Origin of the sequence: Nocardia alni, from assembly GCF_019038435.1 — a bacterium.
Taxonomy (GTDB): Bacteria; Actinomycetota; Actinomycetes; order Mycobacteriales; family Mycobacteriaceae; genus Nocardia; species Nocardia alni.
The window spans coordinates 1-13314 of sequence record NZ_JAGPOX010000021.1 but is presented as its reverse complement, the minus strand read 5'-3'; the positions used below and the strand labels follow the sequence as shown (position 1 = coordinate 13314).

Here is a 13314-nt window from a genome sequence, read left to right as displayed (position 1 = left end):
GAGACAACCTACGGACCCGTAACTTACGGTAGTGTAACCAATATGGCGATCTCGGATGTCAAGGAATACGCCCACCTCACCCCGGAGGACGTAGAGGCGATCGGTGTCGAACTGGATGCGATCCGGCGTGAAATCGAAGCCTCCCGTGGACAGAGCGACGCCCGCTATATCCGCAATGTGATCCGGCTGCAGCGTGCGCTCGAGATCAGCGGGCGGGCGGTGCTGTTCGCGAGCTTCCTCCCGCCGGCCTGGCTGGCCGGTGTCGCGCTGCTGAGTACGGCGAAGATCATCGAGAACATGGAACTCGGGCACAACATCATGCACGGGCAGTGGGACTGGATGAACGATCCGGAAATCCACTCCTCGTCGTGGGAGTGGGATAACGTCGGCCCCTCCGAGCACTGGAAGATCACGCACAACTTCCTGCACCACAAGTACACGAACGTGCTGGGCATGGACGACGACATCGGCTACGGCCTGCTGCGCGTCACCCGCGACCAGCGCTGGTCGCCCTTCTACCTGGGCCAGCCGGTGTACAATCTGCTGCTGCAGATGTTCTTCGAATACGGCGTCGCGATCCAGCACCTGGAACTCGGCAAGCTCGCGAAGAAGAAATGGGCGCCCGGCAGCCCCGAGCGCAAGCAGTTCGAGGAAGACCGCCGCCTGGTGCTGAAGAAGGTCGGCAGGCAGGTCGGCAAGGATTATCTGCTCTTCCCGGCGCTGACCGGCCCGTTCTTCCTGTCCACGCTCACCGCCAACCTCACCGCCAACGTCATCCGCAATATCTGGACCAACGCGGTGATCTTCTGCGGCCACTTCCCCGACGGCGCCGAGAAATTCACCAAGGGCGATGTGGAGAACGAGACGCAGGGCGAGTGGTACCTGCGCCAGATGCTCGGCAGCGCGAATATCTCCGGCAGTGCCCTCACACACTTCATGAGCGGCAACCTGTCGCACCAGATCGAGCACCACCTGTTCCCGGACCTGCCCAGCAATCGGCTGGCCTCGATCGCGGTGCGGGTGCGCGAGATGTGCGACAAGTACGACCTGCCCTACACCACCGGTTCGCTGCCGGTGCAATACGGCAAGGCGTGGCGCACCATCATCAAGCTGTCGCTGCCCAACAAGTACCTGCGCCGCGGCACCGACGACGCCCCCGAGACCAAGTCGGAGCGCGCGTTCGGCGGCGCCTCGATCGTGGACCCGTCCACCGGTCGCCGCAGTGGCCTGCGCACCGCGTTGAAGGAAGGCCGCCGGCGCCTCGCCGAGGCCCGCCAAACCGTATCTGCCAGCTAACCCGCCTCCCCGCGCCTCAGGCCAGACTAGGGTGCCACGCAGGCGGCGTTGGCGGCCGGCGGTAAGTTGGCGGCTGAGTCAGCCAGTCCCCGATCAGAGTTACCCTCTTCTTCCGGAGGTCGAGGGTTGCGCTGCGTCAGCGGATCAGTTGGGTGCCATTAGGCGTTGCGTTGCCGGGCTCTGGTTGAGTGCTGTCGAGAGTCGAGTGCCGTCGGGTCCGCCCCGTCCAGAGTTTCGGGCGTGGTGGACTCGTGCGTGCAGGGTGCCCGTGCGCGTAACGGTGTGGGGATGTTGGAGAGGGTTCCTCGATGCCGGAAAGTCGCCTCTGGTTGACTGAGGAGTGTTTTTGGCGGTTGCCGGTGAGATTGGCTGAGGGCTTGTTGACTGAGAGTATCTATGACGTCATTCGGCGGCGGCGGGATGTGCGGGCCGAGTTCACGGGGGAACTGGTCGACGACGACACGTTGATGCGCATCCTCGACGCCGCGCACCGCGCACCTAGTGTGGGCAACTCCCAGCCATGGGATTTCGTGATCGTGCGTGAGCGCGCCACGCTGGAGCGGTTTGCCGCGCATGTGGCGCAGAAGCGGATCGAGTTCCACGATTCGCTACCGCCCGAGCGGGCGAGCACCTTCGAGCCGATCAAGATCGAGGGCATTACCGAGAGCGGTACCGGCATCGTCGTGACGCACGACGACAGCCGCGGCGGGCCGCAGATCCTGGGCCGCGCCACTGTGCCCGAGACCGGCCTGTACTCCACGATCCTGGCGATTCAGAACCTGTGGCTGGCCGCGACCGCCGAGGGGGTCGGGGTCGGCTGGGTCAGCTTCTACGACTCCCCCGTGCTGACCGAGCTGATGCAGCTGCCGGCCGGGATCCGTCCGGTCGCCTGGCTGTGTGTGGGACCGGTCCGCGAATTCCAGGAGGTTCCCGACCTCGAACGGTTCGGCTGGCGCGACCGCAGGCCGCTGTCCGAGGCCGTCCACTGGGAGCACTACTGTAGCCCCACCGATAGCACCCATATCTCGTAAATCGCAGCTGGACAACTGATTTCGCGAGATATGGGTAACTTACCGGGTACGGGCGAACTTACCCGCACCTCTCCGCCAGCCGCCAACGCCACCGGTGTGGCACTCGAGTCTGGCCTGAGGCGCGGAGAGGCGGGACAGCCTACGCGAGCCTGATCAGGCCGTAGTCGAAGGCGTGACGCCTGTAGACGACCGATGGTCGATCGGACTCCCGGTCGTGGAAGAGGAAGAAATCGTGGCCTACCAGTTCCATCTGGTAGAGCGCGTCATCGACTGTCATCGGCATGGCGGAGTGCACCTTGGTCCGGACGATATGCCCGGGACCGGCGTTATCGGCCGATTCCATGTCCTGCGACTCGTGGTCGTGGACTGCGGATCCGTCGGCGCTGTGGGGCGCGGGCAGCGCCTCGTCCATGAGGTCGGCCGTGGCCTCGGCCACCGAGACCGGCGTCTTCTCGCCATAGTGCACGCGACGGCGATCCTTGGAGCGGCGCAGCCGGGCTTCCAGCTTGTCGATCGCCTGCTCGAGCGCGCCGTAGAAACTGTCGGCACACGCCTCCGCACGCACGATGGGGCCCTTGCCGCGGGCGGTGATCTCTACGCGCTGGCAACTCTTACGCTGACGACGATTGCGTTCGTGGAAGAGTTCGACATCGAATAAGTAAATCGACGGATCGAAGCGCTCGAGACGAGAGAGCTTGTCCGCCACATGAATTCGGAAATGATCGGGGACCTCAACGTTCCGGCCCTTGACCACGACGTCCGCGATGGGCGTCCTGGGCAGGTCCGACGCAGTTTGCTCGGCTCCGTCGAACTCGAAGGCATCAACGACGCCGTATCGGGCCGAGGAATCTGCTTCTTTCACTGAAGGTCGTGAAGTCGTCACGTGTACCTCCCGGATCTGGCCACGCACTCGAGTCATGCGCAGCGGGTATAAAAATCCGTGCCGAGGGGGCTCGCACCAGGAAGCTCGACACGAAAGTCGCTCGAGGCGCCACCTCCAACCTCTGAGATCGGGTGTCAGATCGCTCTGATGGCCACGCTATTACGCCAGCGACCGGTCCGCCAGTGTTCACGCAAATTTCGCTGACTCAGGCGACACAAGTCACCAAAACGGCACGCACGCCCACTTCCGCCTCAGCCAGCACACGGATCGACTCGGCGGCGGTGGCTCCGGTGGTGAGCACGTCGTCGATCAGAACAACCTCGACATTCGGGGTGAATAGGACATCGGGCAATCGGGCGGACGGCATGATGCGACCGCACAGATTGGCCCGGCGCTGGCGCGGACCGAGCCCCGCCGAATCGCGGGCCCTGCGGTGCATTCGCAGTGCGGGTGCGCAGTGGCAATCGGGCAGCACACGCGCGGCGACCCGGGCCGCCCTCGTCACCGGATCGCCTCCGCGGGCCCGCGCGGCATGCCGTCGCGTCGGCGCGGGCACCAGAACGAGCGACCGCCGCGAATCCCGCACCCGCCGTGATGCCCAGCACATCCGGCCCGGCCAGCGGATTACGCAGGACCGACTGCGTGATCGCCCCGGCGATCCCGAGCGCGGACCCCGCGACGACGGCGGTCACCGCCCGCGGCAACCGGGAATCGATCACGACGAACCGTTGCGCCCGAGTCCCCCCGCCGCCCAGCACCTCGACCACCTGCCCCAGCGGAATCCGGAACTCGCCCACCGCGATATCGATCGCGAACAGCACGACCACCGTCGCGAGCAACGCAATCGTGGTGACGACCATGGCGATTCGCAGCACCGCTGAATATCGCCCCAGTCGGATCGCCGGGCGCACCCGCGTGAGCGACGAGCCTTCGAACCGGGTGCGCACATCGATGGTCACGATCGAACCTCGGACGCGCTTGCCGGGGTCGTCATCGGTGCTGGCGTGCTTTTGCCTGACCGGTCTCTCGCTGCATTCTTCGCACCAAAAACGCTGGAACCAGACGAACACGGCCGAAGAATGCACGCCCAGGCCGGATCTACGAAGCTGCCCGTGCAGGGGGACAGGGGCCTCGGAGTAACAGCCACAGTCCGGCCTGACGCTGCATCTTCGGGGTCGAAAGCTCTGGTTTCCGCCAAATCGATCGTAAGAATGCAGCCGGAGGCCGGTTCTCCGCACCCGCCCAAGTGTGCGCAGACCAGACGGCCCGATCGCCACGTGGCGCCGATGCGCGTGTGCCGGGGCGAGTCCCGAGTCGGCCGCGCCCACGTTCGGCTGAGCAGGATGATGTCGGCCGAGTGCGCCGTCACCGGATATGCCGCTCCGGACGACTTTGCGCAAATGTCGATGCTCACAGTCCCACCGGTTTCCGGCGGCGGACCAGGGCGATGAAGACCGGACCGCCGAGTGCGGCCAAGATGATGCCGGCTTGAATTTCGCCGGGGCGCGCGACGATACGACCCACGATGTCGGCCAGGAGCAGCATCAGCGCCCCCAGCAACCCCGAACTGGGCAGCAGCCAGCGGTGATCCGAGCCGACGAGCATGCGGGCCAGGTGCGGGACGATCAGGCCGAGGAAGGCGATCGGGCCGACCGCGGCGGTGGCCGCACCGCACAGCACGACCACCGCGGCCAGACCCAGCGCCCGGTTGCGGCCGACGTGCACGCCCAGGCTGCGCGCGGAATCCTCGCCCAGCGCCAGGGCGTCGAGCCCGGGCGCGGCCGAGCAGGCGAGCAGCACGCCGAGGATCACGAACGGAAGGACCTGCCACAGCACGCTGACGTCATGCCCGGACACCGAGCCGATGACCCAGTATCGATAGGTCTCCAACGCCGTGGGATCCAGCAGCACAATGGCATTCGTCAGCGCTTGGAGCACCGCGGTGAGCGCGGCTCCGGCCAGCACGAGGCTCAGCGGGCTCGCCGCCCCGATCGCCGACACCGCGTACACCACCAGGCCCGCGAGCAGCGCCCCGGCGAATGCCAGCCAGATGTATTGCCGCGGTTGGGTCAAGGCGAACAGGTGCACGCCGAGGATCGCCGACAACGCCGCCCCGGCGTTGAGCCCGACCAGTCCAGCGTCGGCGAGTGGGTTGCGGGTGTAGCCCTGGATCAACGCACCGGCCATACCCAGCGCCGGCCCGGCGACCAGGGCCAAACCCGTGCGCGGCAGCCGTAATTCGCGCACGATCCGCGCGGTCCGCGTACTCGCCGGACAGCTCAGCGGCGGCCCGTGCGGGCACCACAGCGCGTGGAATACCGCGTCCGGCGCAATGGTCCGGGAACCCACCGCGATTCCGGCGATGATCGCGACCAGCAGCAATGCGGTCAGAAACACCAGCGCGCGGACGCGATGACGTTGGTGGGTGACTAGACCGGCCACGGCGACGAATAACTCCTGAGTGATTCCGAACATTGCCCAACAAGTCTGGTAAGCCTAACCTATCTTTCGTTTCGGTCCGCACTGCCAACGAGGAGCTTCGAATGTTCGAGCCGATCGCCGTCTGTCCGACCCGTCGCTGGGAACCGGCCTTCGGGCACGCCTGTGACCGGCTGCGCGCGCTGCAGCCGGAGCACCCCCGCGTCTACGCCGTGGCCGCGATGTCCGACCACGGAAAACGCCGATGGTGGCGGTTGTCCGATGGGCTGCGCGAGGGGCGCATCGAGCTGATGTATCGCCGTCACGTCGCGGAGATGGTCAACGCCGACATCGCGGCGGAGGTGGTGGCCACGGCGCTGATCCACGCCGTGGTCGGCAGGGTCGCCGCGCTGCTGGTGGCCGAGGGCCGCGCCTGGGATCCCGGACTCGAGAATTTGTGGGTGCACACCGACAACGACGGCGGCATCGACTGGGCGGGCCTGTCCGACACGACGATTCGCGTGGTCGAGGGCGATCCGCTGGAGGGTCGGCCGGGCGTGGTGGCGTTGCCGTGTGAGCGCGCACTACAGGTGTGGCTCGCGCACCGCTGTGCGGCGGCGCTGACCCTGGTGCAGGCCGCGATGTGGCGGTGCGCGGGGCTGAGTCCGCGACGGTTCTGGGCGCTGGTGGCCGAGGCGGTCGTTGGCGCGGCCACCTATGTGCCGGATCTGGCGGGCACCTCCTCGCAGCGGGGTGCCGACCGCGGGCAGGCGCTGCTGGTCGAGTTGCAGGGGCGCGGATTGCCGGTGCGTCGCTCTTGCCTAGTTAGGTAAGGCTGCCCTACACTCGAAGGCGGCGTACGGATCGAGCGTGAATCCCGAGGGCTGCGGTTGATTCCCTCGATCCTGTGCCGCGGCGGGTCCCGGCTCACGGTGCCGGGGCCCGCCGCCCTACTACTGCGTGGCCGGGCCACCAGTTGCGTGGGCCGAAGAGTTTCATACATGGCCGGGCGCCAGCATCATCGGGATCACCGCCGTGTCGAAGAGGACGGCCATTGCGAGGGCGAAGCCTAACTACTTCCGTTCGAGCGCATCGGCGGTGATAAAGCTGGCGAATACGGCGACCATGGTCGCTGCGTAGATTCTCACAACCGGGTCCGCTCGGCGCTCGAGACGACAAAGCGATGGCGTATATGCCCGTTCACGGCCCCGCGGGTAGTGACATACGCCATCTCTGCGGCGCGCGCCCGATCGTTCGGCATCATCGAGGGAGTCCCGGCGCTGGTGGGAGCGGTCGGGGCGTTCGACCGACCCGGGAATCGGGCAGTACTTGTCCTGTGTAACTGTTTTCTCATGACTCAGCACGATCGGTCCGAGATCGGATCCCTGGCGGATCTGACGCCGGAGGCCATGACCCGATTCAGTGAGGGGTACTTCACCGATCTGATCGGGCTGAAGTACACCGAGACCTCGCCCGACCGGGTGGTCGCGGAGTGGGTGGTCTCGCCGCAGCAGCATCAGCCCGCGGGCATCGTCAACGGGGGCGTGTACTGCACGGTCATCGAGACCATCGCCAGCGTCGGCGGCGGGGTTTGGTACGGCGATCGCGGCAATGTCGTCGGTGTGAACAACAACACCGACTTCCTGCGCGCGGTCCGCGAGGGCGTGCTGCGCGCGGTGGCCACGCCGCTGCATCGGGGTCGCTCGCAGCAGTTGTGGCAGGTGGTGATCACCGACGAGCAGGAGCGTGTGGTCGCGCGCGGCCAGGTTCGCCTGCAGAACCTCGCCTCCGCCGAATGATCGTCGGCGCGCGCGGACGTGCCCGGCGTGTCAAAATGTCCGTCACCTGTTGTTATCTGCCGAGGAGCCCGCATGCGATTGTCGCCGCATGAGCAGGAACGACTGATGCTCAGCTACGCGGCCGAGCTGGCTCGGCGTCGCCAGGCCCGGGGGCTGAGGCTCAACCACCCCGAGGCGGTGGCCGTCATCACCGACCACGTGCTCGAGGGCGCGCGGGACGGTCGCACCGTCGCCGAGTTGATGGCCTCGGGCCGCACCGTGCTCACCCGCGACGAGGTCATGGACGGAATTCCGGAGATGATCCCGGACGTGCAGGTCGAGGCCACCTTCCCGGACGGGACCAAACTCGTCACCGTCCATCACCCGATCGACTGAGAACGGCCATGTCACACGATGATTCGGCCGATCCGGCCACCGCCGGCCGGGTGATACCCGGCGAAATCCTGTACGCCGAGGACCCTGTCGAGATCAACGCCGGTGCCGACCGGATCGAGCTCGAGGTGGTCAACTCCGGCGACCGGCCGATCCAGGTCGGCAGCCACGTGCACTTTCCGCAGGCCAACCGCGCGCTGGAATTCGACCGTGCCGCCGCCCGGGGCCGTCGCCTCGATATCCCGGCGGGGACGGCCGTGCGTTTCGAACCGGGTCTGGGGCAGCGTGTTTCGCTGGTTCCGCTGCGCGGCGCCCGCGAGGTCCACGGCATCACACTGGATTCACCCGGAAAGCTGGACTGATGGTATCGCTCTCCCGCGCGCAGTATGCGGCACTGTACGGGCCCACCACCGGGGACCGAATCCGCCTGGCGGACACCGACCTGCTGATCGAGATCACCGAGGACCGGTGCGGCGGACCGGATTCGGCCGGTGACGAGGCGGTGTTCGGCGGCGGCAAGGTGCTGCGCGAATCCATGGGCCAGGGCCGCGCGACCCGCGCCCAGGGCGCCCCGGACACCGTCATCACCGGCGCGGTCATCGTCGATCACTGGGGAATCATCAAGGCGGACGTGGGAATTCGCGACGGCCGCATAGTCGCGATCGGCAAGGCGGGCAATCCCGACACCATGGACGGGGTCCATCCGCTCCTGGTGGTCGGTCCATCGACGGAGATCATCGCGGGTAACGGCAAGATACTCACCGCCGGCGCGCTGGACGTGCACGTGCACTTCATCTGCCCGCAGCTGGTGCCCGAGGCGTTGGGCGCCGGCATCACCACCATGGCCGGTGGCGGCACCGGACCGGCCGAGGGCAGTAAGGCCACCACTGTCACGCCGGGCGCGTGGCATCTGGCCCGGATGCTCGAGGCGATGGATCCGTGGCCGGTGAACGTGCTGTTGCTGGGTAAGGGCAACACCGTCAGTCACGAGTCGCTGTGGGAGCAATTGCGTGGCGGCGCAGGCGGTTTCAAACTGCACGAGGACTGGGGTTCCACGCCCGCGGCCATCGATGCGTCGCTGACGGTGGCCGACGCGTCGGGCGTGCAGGTGGCACTGCATTCGGACACGCTGAACGAGGCGGGTTTCGTCGAGGACACCATCGCCGCGATCAACGGGCGCTCGATCAACGCCTACCACGTCGAGGGCGCCGGCGGCGGACACGCGCCGGACATCATCCGCCTGGCCGGTGAGCCGAATGTGCTTCCGGGATCGACGAATCCGACTCGACCGCATACGGTCAACACCATCGACGAGCATCTGGACATGCTCATGGTGTGCCATCACCTGAACTCGGCCGTCCCGGAGGATCTGGCCTTCGCGGAGAGCCGGATCCGGCCCTCCACCATCGCCGCGGAGGATCTGCTGCACGATCTGGGCGCGATCTCCATGATGAGTTCGGACTCGCAGGCCATGGGCCGCATCGGCGAGGTGGTGATGCGGACCTGGCAGACCGCGCACGTGATGAAGCGCCGCCGCGGCGCGCTGCCCGGCGACGGCCGTGCCGACAACAACCGGGTGCGCCGCTATGTCGCGAAATACACCATCTGCCCGGCCATCGCGCACGGCATGGGCCACGAGATCGGCTCGGTCGAGACGGGGAAGCTCGCGGATCTGGTGCTGTGGGATCCCGCCTTCTTCGGTGTGCGTCCGGACCTGGTGCTCAAGGGCGGCATGATCGCGTGGGCGGCGATGGGCGATGCCAACGCCTCCATCCCGACCCCGCAGCCGATCCTGCCGCGGCCGATGTTCGGCGCCGCGCCGGCGGTCGCGGCGCACACCTCACTGCATTTCGTTTCCGAGCAGGCCGTCGAGGACGGCTTGGCGGAGCGAATCGCGGTGGCGCGCAAGCTGTCCCCGATCACCAATGTGCGCCGGGTGGCCAAGGCCGACATGCCCAACAACGAGGCCCTGCCTCGTATCGAGGTTGATCCGGACACCTTCACCGTCCGGGTCGACGGCGAGGTGTGGGCCGAGGAGCCCGCGACCGAACTCCCGCTGGCGCAGCGCTACTTTCTGTTCTGAGGCGACGTTTTCGTGGCATTGGGCCGACGGTCATCAGCGCTGCGCGAGACAAGGGCCGGCATTTCGTGGATCGGCTGCTCGAGCTCCGGCTCGGGCCTGCGGCACGGTTGATTCGAGGGCGGTTGGCGGCATAATTCGAGGCTGAGCATGACCTTGCCGCGAACCATGCACCCGTGGTCCGAGGTGGAACGATAAAGGTGGAACGTCCGGGGCTGGTCGAATCGCCGGTGTTCGTCGTGGACGCGGCGCGTTACCGTGGAATGGCAGGGGTGAATCTCACGTGAGTGCGGGATGTGGGGCGGTGCGGATGCGGATGGCGAACGTGATTGTGACCGCGATCGGGATCGCGGGCGTGGCGCTGTCGGGGTGTGCGGGGGCCGAGGGAGTGCGGAGTTCCATTGGTGTGTCGACCAACAGTGGTGCGGCTACGAGCGCGGTTGCGGCATCGGTTTCGTCGGAGAGGGATGCGCCGATGGCCGAGCCCCGGGTCGTGAGTGCGTGTGGCGGGTCGGCCGAGGTGCGGCCGGTGCGGATTTCCTCGCTGCACTGCGGGACCAATGCCGATATCTGGATCGACGGGTTGACGTGGACGAAGTGGGGTGCGAACGAGGCCGACGGGGCCGGGATCGAGCACGTGAACACATGTAGTCCGGATTGTGCGGCGGGCAATTACACGCCCTACCCGGTGCGGGTCGTACTGGGCGCGGTGAGCCCGGAGGGGACCGTGTTCGGGAGTATCACGATCACCGGCTACGGGAAGCCGGAGACCGACCAGTTGCCGCTCGGGTGACGTGTCCTCGGCCCGGAAACATGTCGGTTCCGGATGGCAGACTGGCTGCTATGACTAGCGGCGCATGGGATCGGGTGGACCAATATCTGGAACAGAGCCTGCTCACGGCTCCGGATCGGGAGCAGCGAACGGCTGTGGAGCAGGCGAATTCGGCGGCCGGGCTCCCGGCTATCGACGTTTCGCCCGCCCAGGGCAAATTTCTGAACCTGATCGCGCGCTCGATCCGGGCGCGACGGGTGCTCGAGATCGGCACGCTCGGCGGCTACAGCACCGGCTGGCTGGCGCGCGCGGTGGGCGAGGAGGGACAGGTCGTCACCCTCGAGTTCGAACCGCGCCACGCCGAGGTAGCCCGCGCCAACCTCGACCGGGCCGGCCTGGGCAAGCGCGTGGAGATCCGGGTCGGTGCGGCACTGGACAGCCTGCCCGTGTTGGAACAGGAGAATCCCGAACCGTTCGACTTGGTCTTCGTCGATGCCGACAAGGTCAACAACGCCGAGTACGTGCGCTGGGCGCTACGCCTGACTCGCCCCGGCTCGATAATCATCGTCGACAATGTGGTCCGTCAGGGCGGCATCGCCGACCCGAACTCCGCTGACGCGGCGGTCCGCGCCAGCCGCGAGGTGATCGAATTGGTCGGCGCCGAGCCCCGCCTGGACTCGATCGTCATGCAGACCGTCGGCAGCAAGGGCTGGGACGGATTCATCTACGCGATCGTCACCGAGTAAGTGCGCGTTCGCCTCGAGCCGAGCGTGCACGACCACTGAGCGGGCGAGTTCGGCTCGTGGTCCGGACTGACTCCGCGTATCACCTGGGCCTGCTGGGCTAGGTTCCTCGCGTTGACCTGCCGACGTCCGTGGCACTGGCGGATGTTGTCGCCTTGGCGCGCCCTTCGCCGGAGTGAACGGCCGGACGGGTGACGACGCTGACGCGCGGGCCGGCGCACACCGCCCCGCTCAGCGACACACTGGCCCAATTCGTGCGCACCGTCACCGCTCCGGACCACATCCTGACCATGAGCGACTTCGCGGCGGCCGAAAGCTCGGCGTACGTACCCCTTTCGGGGGCTATGCCAGAGTGTCGATCGGTGGTCTACGGGTGGGTGGACAGCCAGAGGCGATGGCGATCCGATGGAACTAGTCACTGCTCGACGACGGTTCGGCTATGTGCCGATGGGCGGCTGACATCCCGCCCATCTCGGCCAAGCATCGCGGCAGACAAGCAAGTACGCCGGAATTACAGGCGACCGCCGCGCGCCGAGATTGCGGCGGTGCTCACCCGCCGAACGCCATCAGTGCCAGTGTCGCTCCTGCGGGGTCGGCGATGACCGCGAGGCGGGACGGACCCGGATTGTCGTGTGGCTCTTGGGTTATCGTTCCGCCGAGTTCGGCGGCGCGGGTGGCGGCGGTGTCGCAGTCGGGGACGTGGACGGTCAGCGCCCAGAAGGGGGCGGGCTCGCCGGGGCGTGCGGCGGCCGCGCCGCCGAATTCCCGCTCGCCGACGGCCAGGGCCTGGTAGGGGTTCTCGGTGGAGGTCTCCCAGCCTGCGTTGCGGTAATCCCAGCCGAGGGCTTTGGCGTAGTGCGCCATGGCTTCGGCGGGGGTGCGAGTGGCCGTGTATTGGACCCAGCACGGGTTGTTCGGCCAACCCCAGCGCTGGGTGCCCGGATGGCCGGTGAGGTGGGCGAGGCCGTAATCCGCGCCGTCCGGATCGGTGAGAATGGCGAATTCCAGCTGGCCCGGGATTTCCGCGTAGGCGCACCGGGCGGCCCCACCGTCGGCGGACGCGGCGGTGACGGTCCGCCGCACATCGTCCACCGCGAAGTAGGGCAGCCACCGTGAGGGCAGTGGCTCGCCGTCGGGCGTGGCGGAGTCGTCCGGTGTGGCCGACCCGATCGCCGCCACCAACGCGTCGTCCTGGCTCAGCACCGTGTAGTGGCCGGTCTGCGGACCGGTGTCCTGTGCGGTCCAGCCGAATACCCCGCGATAGAACTCGGCGGCAGCCGGAATGTCGATAGCGGCCATATCGAACCAGCAGGGCGCGCCCGGGGCGAAACCGGTTGCCATAACTCGTCTCCTCGAAGAGTGACACTGTGCACGGACTCGCGTCCGGCGAATATCGCACCGAGCGCACATATAAGACGATGCGACCCGACCTGATTAATCGGCCCCGAGTGCGTGTATGAGGGGTCGCGTCGTCGGACTCCGAGAGAACCGGCCTCCCGCTACATTTTGCGGCTCGATCTGTCCGAAAGCGGCTTCTCGAGCCACCAAAATGTAGCAATAGGCCGGGATGTCCTTCGCGTGGTGGTGTGCAGGCGGCTCGCAGAGTTCAGCGTGGTGGCGGCCGTGCACGTGACCAGTTTTGGGCGTGGTGTCGGGTCGGTGTCGCGGCAAGTGGTTCGGAGAACCGGCCTCCCGCTGGATTTTTGGGGTGTAATTGTCCTAAGTCGGAGTTTCGGGCGGCCTAATGCAGCGGGAGGCTGGGCCGCTCAGCGCGTACCGGTCGGGGCGCGTCGGCGGACTCAACTCTGGGGTGGGGGTGTCGGTGATCCGTGGTGGGCGGCGAAGCCGTCGCACAGGGCGTCGAGGCCGGATTCCAGCAGGTGGGTCGGGTCTAGCAGGTCGCCGCGGCCGGTGCCCTCG

13 protein-coding genes and 1 pseudogene are annotated in these 13314 nt (G+C 67.1%); 9 read left to right on the top strand and 5 right to left on the bottom strand.

Annotated features, from left to right (window positions below):
- The first annotated feature begins 42 nt into the window (after window positions 1-42).
- Complete coding sequence (locus JZ791_RS10920) at window positions 43-1296, top strand: fatty acid desaturase family protein (protein ID WP_216894115.1); 1254 nt, start codon at window positions 43-45, stop codon at window positions 1294-1296.
- A gap of 380 nt (window positions 1297-1676) precedes the next feature.
- A complete protein-coding gene (bluB, locus tag JZ791_RS10915; protein ID WP_254205542.1) occupies window positions 1677-2327 on the top strand; it encodes a 5,6-dimethylbenzimidazole synthase in 651 nt (216 codons plus the stop codon).
- Window positions 2328-2466: 139 nt separating this feature from the next.
- On the opposite strand, the gene hpf is transcribed toward bluB, so the two are convergent.
- From hpf to JZ791_RS10895, 4 genes and pseudogenes are all read right to left on the bottom strand, one after another.
- On the bottom strand, window positions 2467-3108 hold the full coding sequence (gene hpf / locus JZ791_RS10910; protein ID WP_438804503.1) for a ribosome hibernation-promoting factor, HPF/YfiA family: 642 nt from the start codon (window positions 3106-3108) through the stop codon (window positions 2467-2469).
- A 307-nt stretch (window positions 3109-3415) separates the two neighbouring features.
- On the bottom strand, window positions 3416-3577 hold the full coding sequence (locus tag JZ791_RS10905; protein WP_216894178.1) for a uracil phosphoribosyltransferase: 162 nt from the start codon (window positions 3575-3577) through the stop codon (window positions 3416-3418).
- Between the two features lie 256 nt (window positions 3578-3833).
- Window positions 3834-4070: pseudogene (locus tag JZ791_RS10900) on the bottom strand (iron chelate uptake ABC transporter family permease subunit); the annotation flags it as partial.
- Window positions 4071-4620: 550 nt separating this feature from the next.
- Complete coding sequence (locus tag JZ791_RS10895; RefSeq protein WP_216894112.1) at window positions 4621-5685, bottom strand: FecCD family ABC transporter permease; 1065 nt, start codon at window positions 5683-5685, stop codon at window positions 4621-4623.
- Between the two features lie 68 nt (window positions 5686-5753).
- Between JZ791_RS10895 and JZ791_RS10890 the strand changes: the two genes are divergently transcribed.
- The 7 genes from JZ791_RS10890 (at window position 5754) to JZ791_RS10860 (ending at window position 11397) form a co-directional block, all read left to right on the top strand.
- On the top strand, window positions 5754-6461 hold the full coding sequence (locus JZ791_RS10890; RefSeq protein WP_216894111.1) for a hypothetical protein: 708 nt from the start codon (window positions 5754-5756) through the stop codon (window positions 6459-6461).
- A gap of 519 nt (window positions 6462-6980) precedes the next feature.
- Window positions 6981-7427 carry a PaaI family thioesterase gene (locus JZ791_RS10885; RefSeq protein WP_216894110.1) on the top strand — a complete coding sequence of 149 codons (447 nt, stop codon included), beginning with the start codon at window positions 6981-6983 and terminating at the stop codon, window positions 7425-7427.
- A 72-nt stretch (window positions 7428-7499) separates the two neighbouring features.
- Window positions 7500-7802 (top strand): urease subunit gamma, encoded by a 303-nt coding sequence (locus JZ791_RS10880; RefSeq protein WP_216894109.1) that lies wholly within the window; start codon window positions 7500-7502, stop codon window positions 7800-7802.
- Window positions 7803-7852: 50 nt separating this feature from the next.
- A complete protein-coding gene (locus JZ791_RS10875; RefSeq protein WP_216894168.1) occupies window positions 7853-8161 on the top strand; it encodes an urease subunit beta in 309 nt (102 codons plus the stop codon).
- Window positions 8161-9882: an urease subunit alpha gene (locus JZ791_RS10870; RefSeq protein WP_216894108.1), complete on the top strand. Its 1722-nt coding sequence runs from the start codon at window positions 8161-8163 to the stop codon at window positions 9880-9882. The genes JZ791_RS10875 and JZ791_RS10870 overlap by 1 nt, the downstream gene beginning before the upstream one ends.
- Before the next feature lie 472 nt (window positions 9883-10354).
- Window positions 10355-10672: a hypothetical protein gene (locus tag JZ791_RS10865; RefSeq protein ID WP_216894107.1), complete on the top strand. Its 318-nt coding sequence runs from the start codon at window positions 10355-10357 to the stop codon at window positions 10670-10672.
- A 50-nt stretch (window positions 10673-10722) separates the two neighbouring features.
- Window positions 10723-11397 carry an O-methyltransferase gene (locus JZ791_RS10860; protein WP_216894106.1) on the top strand — a complete coding sequence of 225 codons (675 nt, stop codon included), beginning with the start codon at window positions 10723-10725 and terminating at the stop codon, window positions 11395-11397.
- Between the two features lie 546 nt (window positions 11398-11943).
- Here JZ791_RS10860 and JZ791_RS10855 read toward each other — a convergent pair.
- Window positions 11944-12735 carry a VOC family protein gene (locus JZ791_RS10855; protein WP_216894105.1) on the bottom strand — a complete coding sequence of 264 codons (792 nt, stop codon included), beginning with the start codon at window positions 12733-12735 and terminating at the stop codon, window positions 11944-11946.
- Between the last annotated feature and the right edge of the window lie 579 nt (window positions 12736-13314).